General features: G+C 66.3%; 20 protein-coding genes and 1 pseudogene. 11 read left to right on the top strand and 10 right to left on the bottom strand.

Annotation, left to right across the window (positions count from 1 at the left end; translation table 11 throughout):
- Nucleotides 1-62: 62 nt before the first annotated feature.
- Together FHR73_RS05310 and FHR73_RS05305 are read right to left on the bottom strand one after the other, a co-directional pair.
- Nucleotides 63-1757 (bottom strand): DEAD/DEAH box helicase, encoded by a 1695-nt coding sequence (locus FHR73_RS05310; protein WP_183629888.1) that lies wholly within the window; start codon nucleotides 1755-1757, stop codon nucleotides 63-65.
- A gap of 281 nt (nucleotides 1758-2038) precedes the next feature.
- The gene (locus FHR73_RS05305) at nucleotides 2039-2788 is read right to left on the bottom strand and encodes a spermidine synthase (RefSeq protein ID WP_183629887.1); all 750 of its coding nucleotides are present in this window, start codon (nucleotides 2786-2788) and stop codon (nucleotides 2039-2041) included.
- Nucleotides 2789-2900: 112 nt separating this feature from the next.
- Here FHR73_RS05305 and FHR73_RS05300 point away from each other — a divergent pair, with 112 nt between their 5' ends.
- Nucleotides 2901-4247 carry a class II 3-deoxy-7-phosphoheptulonate synthase gene (locus tag FHR73_RS05300; RefSeq protein WP_144958803.1) on the top strand — a complete coding sequence of 449 codons (1347 nt, stop codon included), beginning with the start codon at nucleotides 2901-2903 and terminating at the stop codon, nucleotides 4245-4247.
- On the opposite strand, the gene FHR73_RS05295 is transcribed toward FHR73_RS05300, so the two are convergent.
- Complete coding sequence (locus FHR73_RS05295) at nucleotides 4244-5467, bottom strand: winged helix-turn-helix domain-containing protein (RefSeq protein ID WP_183629886.1); 1224 nt, start codon at nucleotides 5465-5467, stop codon at nucleotides 4244-4246. The two genes, FHR73_RS05300 and FHR73_RS05295, sit on opposite strands and share 4 nt — an antisense overlap.
- A 34-nt stretch (nucleotides 5468-5501) precedes the next feature.
- Nucleotides 5502-5753, bottom strand: coding sequence for a DUF1127 domain-containing protein (locus FHR73_RS05290; protein WP_183629885.1), 252 nt, complete (start codon nucleotides 5751-5753; stop codon nucleotides 5502-5504).
- Between the two features lie 101 nt (nucleotides 5754-5854).
- Between FHR73_RS05290 and FHR73_RS05285 the strand changes: the two genes are divergently transcribed.
- On the top strand, nucleotides 5855-6706 hold the full coding sequence (locus FHR73_RS05285) for a LysR substrate-binding domain-containing protein (protein ID WP_183629884.1): 852 nt from the start codon (nucleotides 5855-5857) through the stop codon (nucleotides 6704-6706).
- Here FHR73_RS05285 and FHR73_RS05280 read toward each other — a convergent pair whose 3' ends face one another.
- The 3 genes and pseudogenes from FHR73_RS05280 to earP all read right to left on the bottom strand — a co-directional run.
- Complete coding sequence (locus tag FHR73_RS05280) at nucleotides 6707-7447, bottom strand: sulfite exporter TauE/SafE family protein (protein WP_183630199.1); 741 nt, start codon at nucleotides 7445-7447, stop codon at nucleotides 6707-6709.
- A gap of 122 nt (nucleotides 7448-7569) precedes the next feature.
- Nucleotides 7570-8136: an elongation factor P gene (efp, locus tag FHR73_RS05275; RefSeq protein WP_166655901.1), complete on the bottom strand. Its 567-nt coding sequence runs from the start codon at nucleotides 8134-8136 to the stop codon at nucleotides 7570-7572.
- A gap of 48 nt (nucleotides 8137-8184) precedes the next feature.
- Nucleotides 8185-9312 (bottom strand): annotated as a pseudogene (gene earP, locus FHR73_RS05270) (elongation factor P maturation arginine rhamnosyltransferase EarP); the annotation flags it as partial.
- A 138-nt stretch (nucleotides 9313-9450) separates the two neighbouring features.
- Between earP and FHR73_RS05265 the strand changes: the two are divergent.
- Nucleotides 9451-10143 carry an endonuclease gene (locus tag FHR73_RS05265; protein WP_183629883.1) on the top strand — a complete coding sequence of 231 codons (693 nt, stop codon included), beginning with the start codon at nucleotides 9451-9453 and terminating at the stop codon, nucleotides 10141-10143.
- A 27-nt stretch (nucleotides 10144-10170) separates the two neighbouring features.
- On the opposite strand, the gene FHR73_RS05260 is transcribed toward FHR73_RS05265, so the two are convergent.
- The 3 genes from FHR73_RS05260 to FHR73_RS05250 form a co-directional block, all read right to left on the bottom strand.
- Nucleotides 10171-10782 carry a tRNA-(ms[2]io[6]A)-hydroxylase gene (locus FHR73_RS05260; RefSeq protein ID WP_166655902.1) on the bottom strand — a complete coding sequence of 204 codons (612 nt, stop codon included), beginning with the start codon at nucleotides 10780-10782 and terminating at the stop codon, nucleotides 10171-10173.
- 83 nt (nucleotides 10783-10865) lie between these two features.
- Nucleotides 10866-11342, bottom strand: a complete 477-nt coding sequence (locus FHR73_RS05255) for a DUF1289 domain-containing protein (protein WP_183629882.1) — start codon at nucleotides 11340-11342, stop codon at nucleotides 10866-10868.
- A gap of 109 nt (nucleotides 11343-11451) precedes the next feature.
- A complete protein-coding gene (locus FHR73_RS05250) occupies nucleotides 11452-12897 on the bottom strand; it encodes an NCS1 family nucleobase:cation symporter-1 (RefSeq protein ID WP_183629881.1) in 1446 nt (481 codons plus the stop codon).
- Nucleotides 12898-13195: 298 nt separating this feature from the next.
- On the opposite strand from FHR73_RS05250, the gene FHR73_RS05245 reads away from it, so the two are divergent.
- From FHR73_RS05245 to kdpA, 8 genes are all read left to right on the top strand, one after another.
- Nucleotides 13196-13900 (top strand): GntR family transcriptional regulator, encoded by a 705-nt coding sequence (locus tag FHR73_RS05245; protein WP_183629880.1) that lies wholly within the window; start codon nucleotides 13196-13198, stop codon nucleotides 13898-13900.
- Nucleotides 13901-13908: 8 nt separating this feature from the next.
- A complete protein-coding gene (locus FHR73_RS05240) occupies nucleotides 13909-14640 on the top strand; it encodes an aspartate/glutamate racemase family protein (RefSeq protein ID WP_183629879.1) in 732 nt (243 codons plus the stop codon).
- 368 nt (nucleotides 14641-15008) lie between these two features.
- A complete protein-coding gene (gene acnB / locus FHR73_RS05235) occupies nucleotides 15009-17609 on the top strand; it encodes a bifunctional aconitate hydratase 2/2-methylisocitrate dehydratase (RefSeq protein ID WP_183629878.1) in 2601 nt (866 codons plus the stop codon).
- A 242-nt stretch (nucleotides 17610-17851) separates the two neighbouring features.
- Entirely contained in the window at nucleotides 17852-18064 is a 213-nt protein-coding gene (locus FHR73_RS05230; protein WP_183629877.1) for a hypothetical protein, read from the top strand.
- A gap of 44 nt (nucleotides 18065-18108) precedes the next feature.
- Nucleotides 18109-19176: an endo-1,4-beta-xylanase gene (locus tag FHR73_RS05225; protein ID WP_183629876.1), complete on the top strand. Its 1068-nt coding sequence runs from the start codon at nucleotides 18109-18111 to the stop codon at nucleotides 19174-19176.
- Between the two features lie 127 nt (nucleotides 19177-19303).
- Complete coding sequence (locus FHR73_RS05220; RefSeq protein WP_027602181.1) at nucleotides 19304-19522, top strand: hypothetical protein; 219 nt, start codon at nucleotides 19304-19306, stop codon at nucleotides 19520-19522.
- A 142-nt stretch (nucleotides 19523-19664) separates the two neighbouring features.
- The gene (locus FHR73_RS05215) at nucleotides 19665-19754 is read left to right on the top strand and encodes a potassium-transporting ATPase subunit F (RefSeq protein WP_017640468.1); all 90 of its coding nucleotides are present in this window, start codon (nucleotides 19665-19667) and stop codon (nucleotides 19752-19754) included.
- A gap of 9 nt (nucleotides 19755-19763) precedes the next feature.
- Complete coding sequence (gene kdpA / locus FHR73_RS05210; protein WP_183629875.1) at nucleotides 19764-21461, top strand: potassium-transporting ATPase subunit KdpA; 1698 nt, start codon at nucleotides 19764-19766, stop codon at nucleotides 21459-21461.
- Nucleotide 21462: the final 1 nt, after the last annotated feature.

Raw genomic sequence — 21462 nt, 5'->3', positions numbered from 1 at the left:
GCCTTTGCTGCAGGCAGAAAAAAGCCCCGGATATCCGGGGCTTTTTCATGGGACCGCGGGGATCAATCCTCGCGATAGCGACGCAGACGCAGGGCCTTGCCGGCTACACGAGTGTCCTTGAGCTTGGTCAGCAGACGCTCCAGGCCGTCCTCGGGTAGCTCCACCAGGCTGAAGGAGTCACGGATCTGGATGCGGCCGATGGCCTCGCGATCCATGCCGCCTTCATTGATGATGGCACCCAGCAGGTTCTTGGCGGCAACGCCGTCACGCGCGCCCAGGGCGGTGCGGCAACGCACGCGGCCTTCCGGCAGCGGCTGCATCGGGCGACGCTCGCCACGATCCGGACGCTCGCCACGCTCGGGGCGATCGCCGCGCTCGGGACGCTCGCCACGGGGACGCTCGCCACGACCGGCGCCGGGGGTCAGCGGCTGCTCGCGACGGACCGACTCGATGTCCAGGGCACGGCCGCTGGTCAGCTTGGCCAGCAGGGCTGCCGCCAGGGTGGCGGGATCGCACTGCAGGCGCTCGCACAGTTCCTGACGCAGGGCGCCATGAGTGGCATCGGCATCGGCCAGCAGCGAACCTACGCCATCGGCCAGGCGGGAGATACGGGCTTCCAGCACGGCTTCGGCGTCGGGCAGGCGGATCTCGCCGACACGCTGACCGGTGACACGCTCGATCACCTGCAGCATGCGCCGCTCGCGCGGGGTGACCAGCAGCAGCGCGCGGCCTTCACGACCGGCACGCCCGGTACGCCCGATACGGTGCACGTAGGACTCGGGATCGTAGGGCATGTCCACGTTGAGCACGTGGGTGATGCGCGCCACGTCCAGGCCACGAGCGGCCACGTCGGTGGCGACCACGATGTCCAGCGAACCGTCCTTGAGGGACTCGATGGTCTTCTCGCGCTGGGCCTGGGGCATGTCGCCGTTCAGGGCGCTGACGCGATAGCCCTGGCGCTCGAGCAGCTCGGCCAGGTCCAGGGTCGCCTGCTTGGTCCGCACGAAGGCGATCAGGGCGTCGAAGTTCTCCACTTCCAGCAGGCGCAGCACCGAGGCCGGCTTCTGGTCGGCATGGACCATCAGATGCGCCTGCTCGATGCGGGCGACGGTCTGGGTCTTGGCCGCGATGCGGACGTGTTGCGGCTCTTTCAGGTGACGTTCGGCGATGGCGCGGATCGACGGCGGCAGGGTCGCCGAGAACAGCACGGTCTGACGGGTTTCCGGCATGGCTTCGAAGATGAATTCGAGGTCGTCCATGAAGCCCAGCTTGAGCATCTCGTCGGCTTCGTCGAGCACCAGGCGCTGGACGGTGGCCAGCAGGTTGTCGTCACGGCGCAGGTGGTCGCACAGGCGGCCGGGGGTGGCGACCAGTACCTGGGCACCCATGCGCAGGGACTTCAGCTGCGGACCCATGGGCGCGCCGCCGTAGAGAGCCACGACTTTTACGCCGGGCATCTCGGTGGAGTAGGTTTCGCAGGCGGTAGCGACCTGCAGGGCCAGTTCACGGGTAGGAACCAGCACCAGAATCTGGGGTTCACGACGGGACGGGTCGAGCTGCGAGAGCAGCGGCAGAGCAAAGGCTGCGGTCTTGCCCGTACCGGTCTGCGCCTGGCCGATCATGTCGTGGCCGGCGAGGATCACCGGAATGGACTGCGACTGGATGGGCGACGGCTCTTCGTAGCCGACGGCCTTGATGGCGGCGAGGATGGCGGGATTGAGATTGAGCGCAGCGAAATTGCTGATGTCCTGGGTCATTGTCTTGCCTCGTGTGCTTCGCAAAGACCCCAAAGCCAAGAGCTGCGCTTATCCGAATGACCGAAGTCGCCCAGGCAGCCAAGGTGTGAGCTTTTTGCGAAATAGCGGATGAAAGGGGGTGAAGCGTCTAGGATTGTTCGCCGTTGGGCGAACGCACGACCGGCGTGGCCATGGCGGCGGACCGGGAGAATGCAGTTCCTGAACGGAAGGTCAAAAAGACCGGGGCGAATAATACCCGAACCCTGGACATTTCTCCAGAGAACCTTGGTCTACTTTTGTGGTCAGGTTGCCGCACGCAGGTTGTCCAGATAGGCCTCCAGATCAAAGCCGATCCGCGGGCTCAATTCGCGAACGCGCTGCCGCGTGCCCTCCTCGTCCAGCTCCTGTTCCAGACTCGCCGGCACCAGCAGGATCACGTTGCCCTCCACCACCGGGCACTCCCAGTAATGATGGCGGAACAGCCCGCGCAGCAGCGCGGCGCCCAACGGCTTGCCGTCGGTGGCGCTCCACTGGTTGATCATCAGCCAGCCGCCCGGATTGAGCTTGGCCTGGCAGTTTTCCAGAAAGCGCCAGGCCAGGTGGGCGCTGGAGGGGCCGACATCGGTATAGAGGTCGACGAAGATCAGATCGGCAGGCGCAGCGCTGTCGAGCAGGTCCAGGGCATCGCCAATGCGGATCGCCAGCCGCGGATCCTCTTCCAGGCCCAGATGCTGGCGGGCCAGGCGCGGCACCGCGGGACGCAGCTCCAGTGCTTCCACCGCCTCCAGGGGCAGCCACTTGAGGCAGGCCTGGGTCAGGGTGCCGGCGCCCAGTCCGAGGAAGAGTGCCCGCCGCGGCTGCGGATGGCAGAGCGCGCCCAGCAGCATGGCGCGGTTGTAGTCGTATTCCAGCCAGGCGGGATCCTCGGTGAAGACGCAGCTCTGCTCCACCTCCTCGCCGAACTCCAGGAAGCGATAGGGCCCCACTTCGACCACCCGGATCCGGCCATGGTCATCGACGACCTCTTCCAACAAAACTTCCGTCTCGACCATCACCACCCTCCTCTATAGCCGCCCATGGTAGCCGCGATGGGCACTGTCTATCGAGCGTTGCGCCCGTCATCGGTTAGTATGGAAGGCTTCGTCGCACCACTCAGAGAGAATCATGTCCGCGCCCTGGAGCCCCACCAGCTGGAGAAGCCTGCCCATCCAGCAGCAGCCCGAATACCCCGATCAAGCCCGTCTCGCCGATGTCGAGCGCACCCTGGCCGGCTATCCGCCGCTGGTGTTTGCCGGCGAAGCCCGCGAATTGCGCCGGCAGTTCGCCGAGGTGACCCAGGGTCGGGCCTTCCTGTTGCAGGGCGGTGATTGCGCGGAAAGCTTTTTCGAATTCTCCGCCGGCAAGATTCGCGACACCTTCAAGGTGCTCCTGCAGATGGCGGTGGTCATGACATTCGCCGCGGGCTGCCCGGTGGTCAAGGTTGGCCGCATGGCCGGCCAGTTCGCCAAGCCGCGCTCGTCCGGCGATGAAGTCCAGGACGGCGTCTCCCTGCCGGCCTACCGCGGCGACATCGTCAACGGCATCGACTTCACCGAAGGCAGCCGCATCCCGGATCCGCAGCGCCTGATCCAGGCCTACAACCAGTCCACCGCGACCCTCAACCTGCTGCGCGCCTTTGCCCAGGGCGGTTTCGCCGACCTGCACCAGGTCCATCGCTGGAACCTGGACTTCATCGCCAACTCGGCCCTGGCCGACCGCTACCACCAGCTGGCGGACCGCATCGACGAGACCCTGGCCTTCATGCGTGCCTGCGGCCTGGACACCGCGCCCCAGGTCAAGGAAACCAACTTCTTCACCGCCCACGAGGCGCTGCTGCTCAACTACGAAGAAGCCTTCGTCCGCCGCGACAGCCTGACCGGCGACTGGTACGACTGCTCCGCGCACATGCTCTGGATCGGCGACCGCACCCGCCAGCCCGATGGTGCCCACGTCGAATTCCTGCGCGGCGTGAACAACCCCATCGGCGTCAAGGTCGGTCCTTCCACCACCAGCGAAGACCTGATCCGCCTGATCGACACCCTCAACCCGGAGAACGATCCGGGCCGCCTCAATCTCATCGTGCGCATGGGCGTGGGCAAGGTCGGCGATCACCTGCCGCGCCTGATCCAGACCGTGGAGCGCGAAGGCCGCCAGGTGCTGTGGAGTTCCGACCCCATGCACGGCAACACCATCAAGGCCTCCACCGGCTACAAGACCCGGGATTTCGCCAGCGTGCTGGGCGAGGTCAAGGAGTTCTTCGGCGTGCACCAGGCCGAGGGCACCTACGCGGGCGGCATCCACATCGAGATGACCGGGCAGAACGTCACCGAGTGCATCGGCGGCGCCCGCCCGGTCACCGAAGACGCCCTCTCCGATCGCTACCACACCCACTGCGACCCGCGCCTGAACGCCGACCAGTCCCTGGAACTGGCCTTCATGATCGCCGAGACGCTCAAGGGCATCCGCCGCTAGACCGAGGGCGCGGCGGCGAACCCGTGCCGCGCCATGGCCTCGCGCAAGACGTCCGCCGGCCCGTGCAACTGCAGGTCGGCGAGACCGAGCCACGCGGCCAGGGCACGCAACTGCCCCGCCAGGGCATCCAGCCCCTCGTCATCCAGCCCCGCCGCCTCCAGATGCACCGCATGCACCGCCAGGCGCGACTGCGCGCGTTCGGCGCGTAGATCCACCCGTGCCGCCAGCCGCTCCCGATAGAGAAAGGGCAATACGTAGTAGCCGTACACCCGCTTGGATGCCGGCGTGTAGATCTCCAGTCGATAGCGGAAACCGAACAGCTGCTCGGTACGCTCGCGCTCCCAGACCAGGGAATCGAAGGGCGACAGCAGCGCCGCCGCCTGCACCGGACGCCCGGGATTGGGCGCCTCGGCCACATAGGCCGGCTTCGACCAGCCCTGCACCTGAAGCGACTGCAGACTACCCTCCTCGCGCAATTCGGCGATGCCCTGGCGGGCCTCGGCGGGACTGAGGCGGAAATAATCGCGCAACTGGACTTCGCTCGCCACGCCCAGGGCACGGGCGCTGCGCAGCAGCAGTGCCCGCCGCGCGGCTTCGGGCGTGGGGACCGGCGCCGCAAGCACCGCCGCCGGCAGTACCCGCTCGGGCAGGTCATAGAGGCGTTCGAAGCCGCGCCGTCCGGCCACCGTCACCTCGCCGGCGGCAAACAGCCACTCCAGCGCCAGTTTGCCCGGACTCCAATCCCACCAGGGGCCAGCCTGCTCGACCCGCTTGGCCAGGCTGCCAGCGCCAAGGGCACCGCGCTGCACCACCGCCTCCAGGGTCTGGGCGACGACCTGCGGCTGCTCGACGGCGAACCGCGCCAGCTGGCGATAGATGCCGATGCCCTGGCGCGCCTGATCGCGCCGCCAGCGCAGCTCGGCCCAGACCTCGGCCGGCACCAGCGAAGCCTCGTGAGCCCAGCATTCATAGAGTTGCCGCTTACGCCCCTGACCCCAGGCCAGGGCATCGAAGTCGGCGAAGGCATAGCGGCCGAGACGACTGAACAGCGGCAGATAGTGCGAGCGCACCAGGGCATTGACCGAATCTATCTGCAGCACATTCAGGCGTACGGCCTGGCGGTACAGGGCGGCCGGACCCGCGCCGCCCTTGGGTTGACCACCGAAACCCTGGGCACGCAAGGCCAGGCGCCGGGCTTCGCGCAGGGAAAGGCTATCCATCCGAGCTCCTGATAGAGAGAGGTGATCCTCCACCCTAGCAGGATCGGCGGCGGCCCTCCTCTGCGGGTTGCTGCCAGAACGGCTTATCGGCTTCCTGCCAGGCATCGGCGCGACTCAGACCGAGGTCGTGCAGCGCGCCCTCATCCAGTCGATAGAGGGCTCGGCGTTGGCGAGAAAGCTCTACCGCCCGCTGCAACCAGGCCCAGACCTGCCGCAGACGCAAGGTGGCGCCCGCAACACCAGGGGAACGCCCGGACGAATCTCGGTGAGCGATGAGCTGAGCCATGGTGAATCTCCTTCTCCAGGGGGTATGGCTCAAGTCTGGAAGCTGGAATAACATCAATCCAACGAATCTTTTTGATGCGATCCATTCGCCTGGTTGATGCCATGACGTATCCGAGTATAGAGACCGATCTGCTGCGCACCTTCGTCGCCATCGCCGATCAGGGTGGCTTCACCCGCGCGGCCGAGGTGGTCAATCGCACCCAGTCGGCGGTGAGCATGCAGATGCGCAAGCTCGAAGAGGACGTGCTGCAGCGGCGGCTGTTCGAACGGGAGGGCCGCCAGGTGCGCCTGACGGCGGAAGGTCAGATCCTGCTGGGCTTCGCCCGGCGGATCCTCAAGCTGCATGGTGAGGTGATGACCACCCTGCGCGAACCGCACATGGTGGGTACGGTGCGTATCGGCACGCCCGACGATTACGTGATGAGGTTCATTCCCGGCATCCTGGCCGGCTTCGCCAAGGCCTATCCGCTGGTGCAGGTGGATGTCCACTGCGAGCCCACCGCCGGTCTGCTGCAACGCCAGGACCTCGATCTGACCATCGTCACCCGCGAACCAGGCAACGAGATCGGCCTGCCCCTGCGTCGCGAGCGCTTCATCTGGGCCGAGGCGCCGGGTTTCGATGTCCACCAGCGCGATCCGCTGCCGCTGGCGATGTTCAACACCTCATGCTTTCTCAGCGAATGGGCGCGCCGGGCGCTGGACAATCGCGGACGCGGCTATCGCCTGGCCTACAGCAGCCCGAGCCTTGCCGCGCTGCTCGGCATCGTCAAGGCCGGCCTGGCCGTCACCGCGCAGTTGGAAAGCCTGCTACCGAGCGAACTGCGGCGGCTGGGGGAAGCCGACGGCATGCCCGACCTGCCTTCTTGTTCCATCGAACTGCTGCGCAATACGCGCAGCGCCTCGCCGATCATCGACACCCTCGCCGAGCATATCGCCGAAGGCTTTCGGCAGTAGTCAGCGCAGCGCCAGCAGCACCGCGCAAAGCAGCAGAAAACCGCAGAACAGCAGGCGCAGCAGCCGCTCGGGCAACTGGTGCGCAAGTCGCACGCCCCAGCTGACGCTGAACAGGCCCCCCAGCGCCAGCGGCAGACCGACGTGCCAGTCCACCTCGCCGTGCCAGGCATAGCTGGCCAGGGTGACCCCGGTGGTGGGCAGCGCCATGGCCAGGGACATGCCCTGGGCCGCCACCTGGGTCATGCCCATCACCCCGGCGAGAATGGGGGTGGCGATCACTGCGCCACCGACGCCGAACAGCCCGCCGACCAGCCCCGCCACCAGCCCCAGCACCCCGAGGCCCAGACGACTCGGCGTCGTCAGCGGCGGCTGGCCACGGCGATAGAGCTGCCAGAGGTTGTAGAGCACCAGCACGAGCAGGAAGCCGACGAAGCCGTGGCGCATGGAGCGGGCGTCGAGGGATACCGCCAGCGCCGTACCCGCCAGGGCCGAGAGCATGCCGGCGGCGGCCAGCAGACCGGCGCGCTGCCAGTCGATGCGATTGCGCTGGTTGTACTTGTAGACCGACAGCAGCACGTTGGGCACCACCATCACCAGGGCGGTGCCCTGCGCGAGTTGCTGGTCGAGGCCGAACAGCAGGGCCAGCACCGGAATGGCGATCAGGCCGCCGCCGATGCCGAACAGCCCACCCACCACGCCCAGCACCGCCCCGAGGACGACATCGATCAACAACGTAAACAGCGATTCCACGGCAGTTCTATCCAGCGGCAAACGGATTTGGAGAGACCGGCCAGGCCGGCCCGCGGCAAAGGCCCAAACAGCAAAAAGCCCGGCAAGCCGGGCTTTCTATCGAGACGCCTGGTTTAGACCTTGGCGCGCGACTTGTACTCGTTGGTACGGGTGTCGATCTCGATGTGGTCACCGATGTCGCAGAACTCGGAGACCTTCAGCTCGTAGCCGTTGTTCAGGCGAGCGGTCTTCATGACCTTGCCCGAGGTGTCGCCACGAACGGCCGGCTCGGTGTAGGAGATCTGGCGCACGATGGTGGTGGGCAGTTCGATGGAGATGACACGGTCGTTGTAGAACACCGCTTCGCAGACGTCGGTCATGCCGTCTTCGATGAAGGCGATGGCATCGCCCAGGTCGTCTTTCTCGACTTCGTACTGGTTGTAGTCGTTGTCGACGAAAACGTACAGGGGATCGGCAAAGTAGGAATAGGTCACTTCCTTGCGATCCAGAATCACCGGCTCGAGCTTGTCGTCGGCGCGGAAGACGGTCTCGGTCGCGCTGCCGGAGAGCAGGCTCTTCAGCTTCATCTTGACCACTGCAGCGTTACGGCCGGACTTGTTGTATTCAGCTTTCTGGATGACCCAGGGAGCGTTGTCGATCATGGCCACTTGGCCGGCACGGAACTCTTGTGCGGTTTTCATGCGGTTATCCGTATGGATGGAAGAACGGGATTTCGAGGCGCCATATGATAGCCAATCTGTATGGAAATGCACCAGGCTGGCGGCAAGATCGCTGTGAGAAGCCATCCGATCGCTCCAATCACGCGCCAGCAGACGCCAGTTTTCGACCTGCGCCTCCAGCGCCGACCAGGCGGCCGCCAGGTCGCCGCGCCCGTTCCAGGCCAGCCACAGGGCGCTGACCGCGGCACCCAGCGCCGGCGTGCCGGATGCGACGTAGCGCGCCAGGAAGGCCTCGAGCTTGACGAAATGGGCGTCTTCTTCCTGCGGATAGATGTGCCAGACGAAGGGATGCGCCGCCCATTGCGCGCGGACGAAGGAGTCCTCGCCACGGATGGCATTGAAGTCGCAGCACCAGAGTAGCCGGTCGTACTCCTGCTGGGAGACGAAGGGCAGTACCTGCACCCGCAGGGCGCCGCGCCGATGGCCGTCGCTCGCCTTGAGCCAGTCCACGCCGAGCCAGGCAGCGACGTTGGCCAGCACCCGCCCCTCCGGCACCAGCAGGCAGGTGGGCTGGGAGCCGGCGCTGAGGGCATCGAGCCAGTCGATCAGCGCCGGGTTCTCGTAGGCGAACAGCGAGAACAGCCGCTCCCCGGGCTGGCGCCGCACGCCCAATCCAGCGAGAAAGTCGTCCTGGGTCGCGGCGGCCTGGAGGAAGCCGTTACGCTGCGCGAGCAGATCGTGCTCGCGCAGCAGCCCGCCCACCTTGGCGGTGAAGCCGGGAAAGAAGAAGTACTTGTTCAGCCCGGTCGGCTGCAACGACGGCAGGGCGTGACAGCCTTCGATCCACTCCTCCGCGCTCAGGTACTCCAGGTTGAGCCAGAGCGGGCGCTCGGCGCGACGCGCCATGGCGCTGATGAAGCCTTCCGGCAACTGGCAGGCGAAGGCTTCCACCACCACGTCACCCGGCTCGGCCGCCGTCCAGTCGGCGTGCCAGCGACGGACCTCGACGCCGCGGTGCCATTGCTGCTCGGCCGCACCGTCGACTCCCGGCTGGATCCGCGCCAGGGGATAGAGGTCATCGATCCAGAGGCGGACCTGCTGCCCATGCTCGGCGACCAGCTGATGGGCCAGACGCCAGGTGATACCCGCGTCGCCATAGTTGTCCACCACCGTGCAGAAGATGTCCCAGGCTGCCATGCCATACCTCTAAGTCATTGATATCGAATCGTGTTCCGCCTGATTGGCGGGTGGACGCGGGACGGCTTCCAGTGAACCCAGTCACACCGCGGCCAGGAGCGGGCCGGTAGTATCCGCGCTTTTTCGGACGGATTCTCCATGTCGTTGCGCCCCGCCCTGCTGTTCTGCCTGAGCCTGGCTTCCCTGAGCGCCCTGGCGACGCCCCAACCGCCCCGCACCTTCGGCGAAGCCAAGCTGGTGGCGGCCAAGGTCTACGCCAAGCAGGGCGTGGACTTCTATTGCGGCTGCCACTACAGCGGCAAGACCGTGGACCTCAAGAGCTGTGGCTACGTCCCGCGCAAGAGCGCCCAGCGCGCCAGCCGCATCGAATGGGAGCACATCGTGCCGGCCTGGGTGATCGGCCACCAGCGCCAGTGCTGGCAGAAAGGCGGTCGCAAGAACTGCACGGCCAACGACCCGGTGTACCAGAAGGCCGAGGCCGACCTCTTCAACCTGGTGCCGGTGGTCGGCGAGGTCAATGGCGACCGCAGCAACTTCGCCTTCGGCTGGCTGCCGCAGAAGCCCAGCCAGTATGGCGCCTGCCAGATGGTGGTGGACTTCAAGGCCAAGACCGCCATGCCACGGCCGGAAATCCGCGGCATGGTCGCCCGCACCTACTTCTACATGAGCGACCGCTACGACCTGCGCCTGTCCAAGCAGGATCGCCAGCTCTACACCGCCTGGACCAAGCAGTATCCACCGGAGGCCTGGGAGCGTCAGCGCAACCAGCGCCTGGCCTGCATCATGGGTCGCGGCAATCCCTACGTCGGCGAGACCAAGGCCTGCAAGTGAGGCGGCCCGGCGCCTGCCGTCAGGCTCTCAGGCGGCGGTCGGAATGCCGCTGTGGAATCTCAGCTCGCGGTCACTAGAGGTGATCAACTCCACTTCCAGGGCGCGGACCTCCGCGATCTTGGCGTCGACGTCGTCGCGCTCGCCATAGAGATAGGCGAGCTTGAGATAGTCCTGGAAATGCCGGGCTTCGGAGGCCAGCAGACCGCTGTAGAACTTGCCCAGCTCCGCGTCCAGATGAGGTGCTACCGCACCGAAGCGCTCGCAGGAGCGGCATTCGATGAAGGCACCGATCACCAGGCTGTCGGTCAGCTTCAGCGGCTCATGGTTACGACAGAGCTTGCGCAGGGCGCCGGCATAGCGGGCCGAACTGACGTTGCGGTGCTCGATGCCGCGGCGCTTCATGATCTGCAGCACCTGCTCGAAATGGCGCAGCTCTTCGCGGGCGATGCGCGACATCTTCCAGGACAGCTCGGCGCGATTGGAATAGGTGAACAGATAGTGGAAGGCGGCGCCGGCCGCCTTCTTCTCGTTGTTGGCGTGGTCCTGCAATAGCGTCGGCAGGTCCTGCAACGCGGCCTCGACCCAGGCATCCGGCGTGCGGCAACCGAGGAATTCGTTCATCTCGGGCAAGGACATCAGCGTGCTCCCGTGCAAAAGCCGCGCATTATAGAGAAAGGCAGGCGCCTGGGCAGCGCCGCCTGCCTGCTGGCGTCTACTGGCGTCTAGACGCGGCTGTCGATGCCTTCGAGCAGGAAGCGCGGGGCGATGTAGCGGTCGTAGTGGGCTTCGGAAAGCAGGAAGAATTCCCGGTCGATGGCGTCGCGCAACTCGGCCAGGGGTCGATCGCGAAACTCCGGCAGCAGGCGCAGGCCATAGGCATCCAGTTGCTGGATGTGCCGCGCACCCCGGGCCAGCAATTGATAGGCCCAGCAATACTCCGACTGATCGGGCCGGAAGCGGATGCTGCGTTGCTGCAACTGCTGGCGCAACAGCGCCGCATCGAAGACATCGACCTTGGCCGACACCACCTGCACCAGCAGCAGCTCCAGACGCGCCCAGACGGCGCGCCGCTCCTCTTCGCCGTAGAGATTCCAGTTCACCACCTCGTGGTGGAATCTCTTGCAGCCACGACAGACGTGGTCGCCGAACATCGTCGAGCACAGGCCGACACAGGGCGTCTTGATGACAGGAGCGGGCATGGGCGGCAAGCCTTGGAGCAAAACGCCTAGTCTAGCCGGAAACGTCAACGACCGGCGCGGGTGGCCCGCGCCGGTCGTGCAGAATCCCATCCTGATCACAGGACGCGGATCACACCGCGGCGACCCCCCGGCTCGCTACCGGATGGGCGCTGCGGCGGCTCAACCCATAGAAGAACAGCCCACCGAGGAAGCAGCCGGTGAACCAGGCGAAGTTGGCGATCGGCTTGAACCAGGGCACGAAGGTGAAGCACAACCCGATCAGCGCGGCCGCGACCAGCGCCTGCACCGCCACCCAGTTGACGCCGCCGCTGTACCAGTAGGCGCCCTTCGGGGTGTCGTCGAACAGGGCGTCGACCTCGATCCGGCCCTTGCGCAGCAGGTAGTAGTCCACCAGCAGGATGCCGAACAGCGGGCCGATGCAGGCAGCCAGAACGTCCAGGGTGTAGTGGATCACCTCGGGGTTGTTGAACAGATTCCAGGGGGTGAGAAAGATCGAGGCCACCGCGGCGATCATGCCGCCCGCGCGCCAGCTGATCTTGCTGGGCGCCACGTTGGCGAAGTCGAAGGCCGGCGAGACGAAGTTGGCGACGATGTTGATGCCGATGGTGGCGGTCACGAAGGTGAAGGCGCCGAGCAGCACCGCGGTGGTGTTGTCGATGCGGGCCACGGTGGCGATGGGATCGTGGATCATCTCGCCGAAGACCGGGAGGGTGCCGGACACGATCACCACGGTGACCAGGGAAAACGCCAGGAAGTTGATCGGCAGGCCCCAGAAATTCCCGCGACGCACATCCTGCATGGAGCGGCAGTAGCGGCTGAAGTCACCGAAGTTGAGCGTGGGCCCGGAGAAATAGGACACCACCAGGGCGATGGCGACGATCACCTGGCCGAAGGCGGCCCAGCCGGTCAGCTGCTTTTCCGCCAGGGTGAAGCTGATGTTGCTCCAGCCCGCGCGCCAGACGATCCAGGCGGCGAGCACGAACATCACCGCATAGACGGCCGGACCGGCCCAGTCGATGAAGCGGCGGATGGATTCCATGCCCGCCCAGAAGACGCAGGCCTGCAGGAACCAGAGGGTAAGGAAGCCGCCCCAGCCCAGGTAGGACAGGCCCAGGAAGCTGCTGTCGCCATAGACCGCCAGCGCGGGAAAGAAGCGCAGCACCACGATGACCAGGGCGCTGGAGGCCAGATAGGTCTGGATGCCGTACCAGGCCACCGCGATCAGGCCGCGGATCAACGCCGGGATGTTCGCGCCGAAGACGCCAAAGGCCAGGCGACAGATCACCGGATAGGGTACGCCCGCCTGTTGGCTGGGCCGGGCGACCAGATTGGCGATCACCTGAACGATGCAGATCCCTACCAGCAGGGCGATCAGCACCTGCCAGCTGGCCAGGCCCAGGGCGAACAGGCTGGCAGCGAAGACATAGCCGCCGACGCTGTGCACGTCGCTCATCCAGAAGGCGAAGATGTTGTACCAATTCCATTTCTGCTCGACCGGGCCGAGGTCTTCGTTGTACAGACGTGGGCTGTAGCCCGGGGGAATCTGCTGGTTCATGGATCGCCTCCTCCGTGGTGGCGGGCACCTGCATACGGCGCTCACCTTGTTTTGTATACAATCCCACCAGGCAGAGTCCGTGCCAGGTACCCCAGGAAGGCCTTAACTCGCTGGCGCCATAGGGAATTTCTCGAAAAGAAGGCTCTAACGCAGGCGCGGGAGCGTTACCGGAGACGCACCTCGCTGGGGCGTTAGGTGGCAGCGAGGCGCTACCTTGGCGCACGCAGCCCGGCCCATTCCTGCATCGTCAGCGCCCGAGACTTTGTATACAATTCAGGCAAATCGCCGGAGTCAGCCCATGAGTGCAGTACCCGCGTCACTCGCCGTTGCCGCCTCCCCCCGGGACGAGCGGATCTACCAGGACATCCTCGAGGCCATCGTCGAGCATCGCCTGGCGCCGGGCACCCGGCTGCCGGAGGACACCCTGGCGGAGACCTTCGGCATCAGTCGCACGGGCATCCGCAAGGTGCTGCAGCGACTGGCCCTGGAACGGCTGGTGACCCTGCGCGCCAATCGCGGCGCCCAGGTCGCCCAGCCCAGCGCCAAGGAAGCCCAGGACATCCTCGCCGCGCGGCAGCTGATCGAACCGGCGCTGATGCCCCTGGTGGCGGCCCGCGTCGACAGCGCCCAGTTGGCCTCCCTGCGCCAGCTCTGCCTGGAAGAACACGAGGCCCAGCACGGCGGGCGCCACAGCCTGGCGATCCAACTGTCCGCGCGCTTTCACGTCGAACTCGCCGCCCTGGCCGACAACCAGGTGCTGACCGAACAGGTCGCCCAGTTGGCCAGCCGCTCTTCGCTGCTGATCGCCATCTATGGCTCGCGGCACAGCCTGGGCTGCGATTGCGGCCAGCACGAAGACCTGCTGGACCTGCTCGCCCGGGGCGAGGGGGCAGCCGCCAGCGACTGGATGGCGCGCCACCTGCGCCTGATCCGCGAATCCCTCCGCATCGACCGGCCCGCGGCCGCCGAGCCCGATTTCCGCAGCATCTTCAAACGCAGTTGAGGCCCCCCATGCAGATCCAGGTCATCAATCCCAATACCAGTGCCGGCATGACCGCCAAGATCGGTCGCGCGGCCCAGGCCATCGCCCGTCCGGGCACCATCATCCTCGCCAGCAATCCCGAGTCCGGCCCCGTGTCCATCGAGAGTCACTACGACGAGGCCGTGGCCGCGGTCGGCGTGATCGAGGAAATGCGCAAGGGCGTCGAGGCCGGTTGCGCGGCCCATGTCATCGCCTGCTTCGGTGATCCGGGCCTGCTCGCGGCGCGGGAAATGGCCAGGGGGCCGGTGCTGGGCATCGCCGAGGCCGGCTTCCATCTGGCCAGCCTGCTGGCCACCCGTTTCGCCGTGGTGACCACCCTCACCCGCACCCGCATCATCGCCGAGCACCTGCTCCAGCGGTACGGCTTCGCCGAGCTGTGCACCTCGGTGCGCTGCATCGACCTGCCGGTGCTGGCCCTGGAAGCCGCCGACGACAGCCTGATCGAGCTGATCGCCGCCGAGGGTCACCGCGCCCGTGACGAAGAAGGCGCCGGCGCCATCGTCCTCGGTTGTGGCGGCATGGCCGATCTGCGCGAGGCCCTGAGCGAGGCCATCGGCATCCCGGTGATCGAAGGCGTCAGCGCCGCGGTCAAGCTGGCCGAGTCACTGGTGGACCTGGGCCTGGGCACCAGCAAGCATGGCGATCTGGCCTACCCCATCGCCAAGCCCTTCACCGGACGCTTCGCCCACCTGGGCCGCTAGCCCGCCGCCAGGGTCGAGCGATCTGCAGCAGAGATGCGACAACGCAGCGCTTAACTTCGCCCGAAGCTTGGCGTAGAATTAGGCAGCCTTATAGGCGCAATGTCCGATACGAAGCTGTTTTCAAAGCGTCACGAGCAAAGTATCCGGTAGCTGGCAATTCGGCGATCAGGGCAGCGGCGGCCTCATCAACCGCCCTGCTGCCGATCAGCTCTCAAGCAACCGGCGTAAAACTTTGAAAACAGCTTCCGGCGGAATGCGTCCGGCGCGACGGCGGTCCTGCCCGCAGCCTCCCCCGTCATACCCTGCCGGATACATTCCGGGGCGCCAGCCCCCGGACGCAATATTGGACCACTGATGAGGGTCAACCTGTGCTTGAAGCCTATCGTAACCACGTAGAAGAGCGTGCCGCCCAGGGCATCGTGCCCCAGCCGCTGAACGCCGAGCAAACGGCCGGTCTGGTCGAACTGCTGAAGAATCCCCCGGCCGGCGAAGAAGCTTTTCTCGTCGACCTCATTACCAACCGCGTGCCGCCGGGCGTCGACGAAGCCGCCTACGTGAAGGCCGGCTTCCTCTCCGCGGTCGCCAAGGGCGAAACCCAGTCCCCGCTGATCTCCCGCCAGCGCGCCACCGAGCTGCTGGGCACCATGCAGGGCGGCTACAACATCGCCACCCTGGTCGAGCTGCTGGACGACGCCGAACTGGGCGCCGTGGCCGCCGAACAACTCAAGCACACCCTGCTGATGTTCGACGCCTTCCACGACGTGGCCGAGAAGGCCAAGAGCGGCAACGCCCACGCCAAGGCCGTCATGCAGTCCTGGGCCGAAGGCGAGTGGTACCGGAAGCGTCCGGAAATCGCCGAGAAGTACACCCTGACCGTGTTCAAGGTGCCTGGCGAAACCAACACCGACGACCTTTCCCCCGCGCCTGACGCCTGGTCGCGCCCGGACATCCCGCTGCACGCCCTGGCCATGCTGAAGATGGCTCGCGACGGCATCGTGCCCGAGCAGCAAGGCAGCATCGGTCCGCTGAAGCAGATCGAGGAAGTGCGCGCCAAGGGCTTCCCGGTCGCCTACGTCGGTGACGTGGTCGGTACCGGTTCTTCCCGCAAGTCCGCCACCAACTCGGTGCTGTGGTTCTTCGGCGACGACATCCCCTACGTGCCGAACAAGCGCGCCGGCGGTTTCTGCTTCGGCTCCAAGATCGCCCCGATCTTCTACAACACCATGGAAGACGCCGGCGCCCTGCCGATCGAATTCGACGTGTCGGAGCTGGAAATGGGCGACGTCATCGACGTCTATCCCAAGGCCGGCAAGGTCACCCGCCATGGCAGTGACGAGGTGCTCGCCACCTTCGAACTCAAGACCCCCGTGCTGCTGGACGAAGTCCGCGCCGGCGGCCGTATCCCGCTGATCGTCGGCCGTGGCCTGACCGAGAAGGCGCGTGCCGAACTGGGCATGGGTCCGACCGACCTGTTCAACAAGCCGGACCAGCCGGCCGAGAGCAGCAAGGGCTACACCCTGGCGCAGAAGATGGTCGGCAAGGCCTGCGGCGTCGAGGGCGTGCGCCCCGGCACCTACTGCGAGCCGAAGATGACCACCGTCGGTTCCCAGGACACCACTGGCCCGATGACCCGCGACGAGCTGAAGGACCTGGCCTGCCTGGGCTTCTCGGCTGACCTGGTGATGCAGTCCTTCTGCCACACCGCGGCCTATCCCAAGCCCATCGACGTCAAGACCCACCACACCCTGCCGGATTTCATCCGCACCCGTGGCGGCGTCTCCCTGCGTCCGGGCGACGGCATCATCCACAGCTGGCTGAACCGCATGCTGCTGCCCGACACCGTCGGCACCGGTGGCGATTCCCACACCCGCTTCCCGATCGGCATCTCCTTCCCGGCCGGTTCTGGCCTGGTGGCCTTCGCCGCGGCCACCGGCGTCATGCCGCTGGACATGCCGGAGTCGGTGCTGGTGCGCTTCAAGGGCAAGATGCAGCCCGGGATCACCCTGCGTGACCTGGTGCATGCCATCCCCTACTACGCCATCCAGAAGGGTCTGCTGACCGTCGAGAAGAAGGGCAAGAAGAACATCTTCTCCGGCCGCATCCTCGAGATCGAAGGCCTGGAAGACCTGACCGTGGAGCAGGCGTTCGAGCTGTCCGATGCCTCCGCCGAGCGTTCCGCCGCCGGTTGCACCATCAAGCTGTCGCCCGAGTCGATCACCGAGTACCTGCAGTCCAACATCACCCTGCTGCGCTGGATGATCGAGGAAGGCTACGGTGACCCGCGCACCCTGGAACGCCGTGCGCGCGCCATGGAAGCCTGGATCGCCAACCCGGAACTGCTCGCCGCCGATGCCGACGCCGAATACAGCGAAGTCATCGAGATCGACCTGTCCGAGGTCAACGAGCCGGTGCTGTGCGCCCCGAACGATCCGGACGACGCCCGCCTGCTGTCCCAGGTGGCCGGCGACAAGATCGACGAGGTGTTCATCGGTTCCTGCATGACCAACATCGGTCACTTCCGCGCCGCCGGCAAGCTGCTGGACAAGGTCAAGGGTTCGATCCCGACCCGTCTGTGGCTGTCGCCGCCGACCAAGATGGACCAGCACCAGCTGACCGAGGAAGGCTACTACGGCATCTACGGCAAGGCCGGCGCGCGCATGGAAATGCCGGGTTGCTCGCTGTGCATGGGTAACCAGGCACGCGTGGCCGCCAACGCCACCGTGGTGTCCACCTCCACCCGTAACTTCCCCAACCGCCTGGGCGACGGTGCCAACGTCTACCTGGCGTCGGCGGAGCTGGCGGCGGTGGCCTCGATCCTGGGCAAGCTGCCCAGCGTCGAGGAGTACATGGAATACGCGAAGAGCATCGACAGCATGGCCGCGGACGTCTACCGCTACCTGAGCTTCGACCAGATCGCCGAATTCCGTGAAAGCGCCGAGAAGGCCCGCATCGCCGCCGTCGAAGTCTGACACTAGCGTTCGGGTAATGAAAAAACCGCCCTTCGGGGCGGTTTTTTTATGGGGGTTTCCGTAGCGTGGACAAGGCGAAGCTTGTCCACGCGGGAGACCAAAGCGATGTGCTGGTGGCTGTCGGTGGAAAAGGCTGCGCCGTTTTCCACGCTACGCGGCTGGCGGCACGGGCACGCGCCTTAAGCACCTGTTAACCCAGGTGCCGTTACCTTCGGCGCTCCATCACGCCTCGGGTACCTGCCATGAAACGTCTTGCGGTCGTCATCCTGTCGGTCTCCCTGCTCGGCCTCAGCCAGGCGAGCCTGGCGGCGGGTTGCATCAAGGGCGCCGTGGTCGGCGGAATGGCCGGGCATGTCGCCGGTCACCATGCCATCGCCGGTGCGGTGGCCGGTTGCGTCATCGGCCACCACCTGGCGGCGAAGGCCAAGGAAGAGTCGCCGCACACCCATGGCTGATCGGCCGCCCGCCACCCACTACCGATTGCTGGGAGGTCATCCCGATGCCGCGCGCTCTGCTCGCCCTGCTGGTGGCTCTGGGTCTTTGGAATGCCGGTGCCCTGGCCGCGGAGCCGACCGCCACGCGCTCCCTGGCGGCGGCCTATGGCGCCCGCCTGAAAATCGGCGCGGCCGTCGAGCCCGAGCAACTCGCGGCTGCCGACGGGGCGCTGCTGGCCCGGCAATTCAGCAGTCTGGTGGCGGAAAACGCCATGAAGCCCCTGCGCATTCATCCCCAGGAAGACCGCTATGTCTTCGCGCCAGCCGATGCCCTCGTCGCCTTCGCCGAACAGCACGGCCTGGCGGTGCGCGGCCATACGCTGCTCTGGGGCAGCCATACCCCGGACTGGTTCTGGCAGGGTGCCGATGGCCAGCCGGCCACCCGCGAGCAGGTGCTGCAGCGCCTGCGAGCGCATATCGCCACGGTGGTCGGCCACTACCGCGGGCGGGTCTATGCCTGGGACGTGGTCAACGAGGCCATAGACCCCAGTCAGTCCAGTTGCCTGCGTGACGATCGCTGGCTGCAGGTGGTCGGTCCGGACTACCTCGCCGTGGCCTTTCGCGCCGCCCATGCCGCCGATCCCCAGGCGCGCCTGTTCATCAATGATTTCAACACCCAGGAACCGGCCAAGCGCGACTGCCTGGCGCGGGTGGTCAAGGGCCTGCTGGCCGAGGGCGTGCCGGTGCAGGGCGTCGGCCACCAGACCCATATCAGTATCTACTGGCCATCCGTGGCGGCCATCGATCAGTCGCTCACCACCTTCGCCCGTCTCGGACTGGAAAACCAGATCACCGAGTTGGACATGAGTCTCTACCAGCACCACGACTACCATCCCGCACTCGGTCTGCCGCAGCGCCTGGACCTGCAGGCCGAACGCTATCGCGACCTCATGGCCATGGTCCTGAGGCATCCCGAGGTGAGCGCCGTGACCTGGTGGGGTGTGGCCGACGACCACAGCTATCTGAACAATCCGCCGGGCGTACCGGGTGACGACCAGCCGCTGTTGTTCGATCACCAGCAGCGGCCGAAACCGGCCTTCTGGGCCGTGCTGCACCAGGCGCCCCACACTTAGCCTGTCGCCTGGCAGGCTCTGGCGTGCGGCTTGTCCACGACAAGATTTGCACAGGCGGCGAACCCCCGGCGCCTCGCCAGGTCAATTGTTACAGGACATTACTTCGCACCCACGAGAGGTCGCCACCATGAAGCTCCTGCCTACCCTTGCCCTGTCTGCTCTGCTGCTGGGCGCCAGTCAAGCCACCTTCGCCGCCGGTTGCGTCAAGGGCGCCGTGGTCGGCGGCGCCGCGGGCCATGTTGCCGGCGGTCACGGCGTTGCCGGTGCCGCCGCAGGCTGCGCCATCGGTCACCACGAGGCCAACAAGAAGGCCAAGGAAGAACAGCAGGCCGCGCCCAAGCAATAGTCGCAAGGCCCCGCCAGCACTGGCGGGCGGGGCCGATTTAACGCTTTCTTTACGCCCCGCCACCGCTCCCCGCCTCGCTTCTTTACGCCCCTCCTCCCGACAATTTCTCCACGCGGCAACGGCCGTCTCTGGAGAACTCGTGATGACCCCCTGGAATCTTCTGGCCCTGCTCCTGGCACTGGGTCTGTTCGTCTATCTGCTGGCGGCGCTGCTACGCGCCGGCCGGTCCTAGGGAGGCGGCATGGACAGCCAAGCCGCGTTCCTGATTCTGGCCTTCCTGGCCCTGACCTTTCTTCCCGCGCCCTTCCTGGGGCGCTACTTCTACCGCGCGCTGGAAGGTGAGCGGACCTGGCTGACCTTTGTCGGCGGGCCCTTGGAGCGCCTGACCCTCAAGGTGGTGGGCACCGATGGCCGCGGCCAGGACTGGCGCACCTATGCCATCGCCCTGGTGCTGTTCAATGGGCTGGGCATCGGGCTGCTGTTCGCCATCCTCGTGCTGCAGGGCAGTCTGCCGTTGAATCCGCAGCATCTGCCCGGCCTGGAATGGACCCTGGCGCTGAACACCGCCATCAGTTTCGTCACCAACACCAATTGGCAGGCCTATAGCGGCGAAGCCTCGCTGAGCTATTTCAGCCAGATGGTCGGCCTGGGCGTGCAGAACTTCGTCAGCGCCGCAGTGGGCGTAGCCGTACTCGCCGCCCTGGCCCGCGGCATCACCCGCCGCAGCGCCCAGGAGATCGGCAACTTCTGGGTCGATCTGTTCCGCGCCACCTTCTATGTGCTGCTGCCGTTGTGCGTACCCCTGGCGCTGCTGCTGATCTGGCAGGGCGTGCCCCAGACCTTCGCCGCCTATGTCGACGCCACCACCCTGCAAGGCGCCAGCCAGGCCCTGCCGCTGGGCCCGGCCGCCAGCCAGATCGCCATCAAGCAGCTGGGCACCAACGGCGGCGGCTTCTTTGGCGTCAACTCGGCGCACCCCTTCGAGAACCCCACGGCGCTGAGCGATCTGCTGGAGCTGTCGGCCATCCTCATGATTCCGGCGGCCCTGGTGTTCAGCTTTGGCCACTACGTCAAGGATCGGCGGCAGAGCTGGGCGATCTTCGCCGCCATGTTCGGCCTGCTGGTGGTCGGAGGCGCTGTCGCCATTGGCGCCCAGAATCACGCCAACCCCGCGCTGGTCGGCCTGGCGATCACCCAGGGGGCGTCCCTGGAAGGCCTGGAGACCCGCTTCGGCGGTACCGCCTCGGCGCTCTGGGCAACGGTGACCACGGCCGCCTCCAACGGCTCGGTGAACGCCATGCATGACAGCCTGGCCCCCCTGACCGGGCTGATCGCCCTGTTCAACATGATGCTCGGCGAGGTGATCTTCGGCGGCGTCGGCGCCGGTCTCTACGGCATGCTGCTCAATGTGCTGATCGCTGTCTTCATCGCCGGCCTGATGGTGGGTCGTACCCCGGAATACCTGGGCAAGAAGCTGGAAGCCCCCGAGGTGCGGCTGCTGGTGGCGACCCTGCTGGTCATGCCGCTGGGCGTGCTGGTGCTGGGCGCCATCGCCGCCAGCGTCCCGGCCGGCGTCGCCGGGATCGCCGCCACGGGTCCCCATGGCTTCAGCCAGCTGCTCTATGCCTATACCTCGGCCACGGCCAACAACGGCTCGGCCTTTGGCGGCTTCAGCGCCAACACGCCCTTCCACAACCTGATGCTGAGCCTGGCCCTGCTGATCGGTCGCTTCGGCTATATCCTGCCGGTCCTGGCCATCGCCGGCAGCCTGGCCGCCAAGCGACCCGTGCCGCTCGGCCCCAACAGCTTCCCCACCCACGGCCCGCTGTTCGTCACCCTGCTGGTGATCACCCTGCTGCTGGTGGGCGGCCTGACCTTCCTGCCGACGCTCGCCCTGGGGCCGATCGCCGACCATCTGCAACTGTTCGGAGTCCGCTGAA

This window comes from Pseudomonas sp. AS2.8 (assembly GCF_014190935.1).
Taxonomy (GTDB): domain Bacteria; phylum Pseudomonadota; class Gammaproteobacteria; order Pseudomonadales; family Pseudomonadaceae; genus Chryseomonas.
This window is presented reverse-complemented; position numbering and strand designations above follow the sequence as displayed.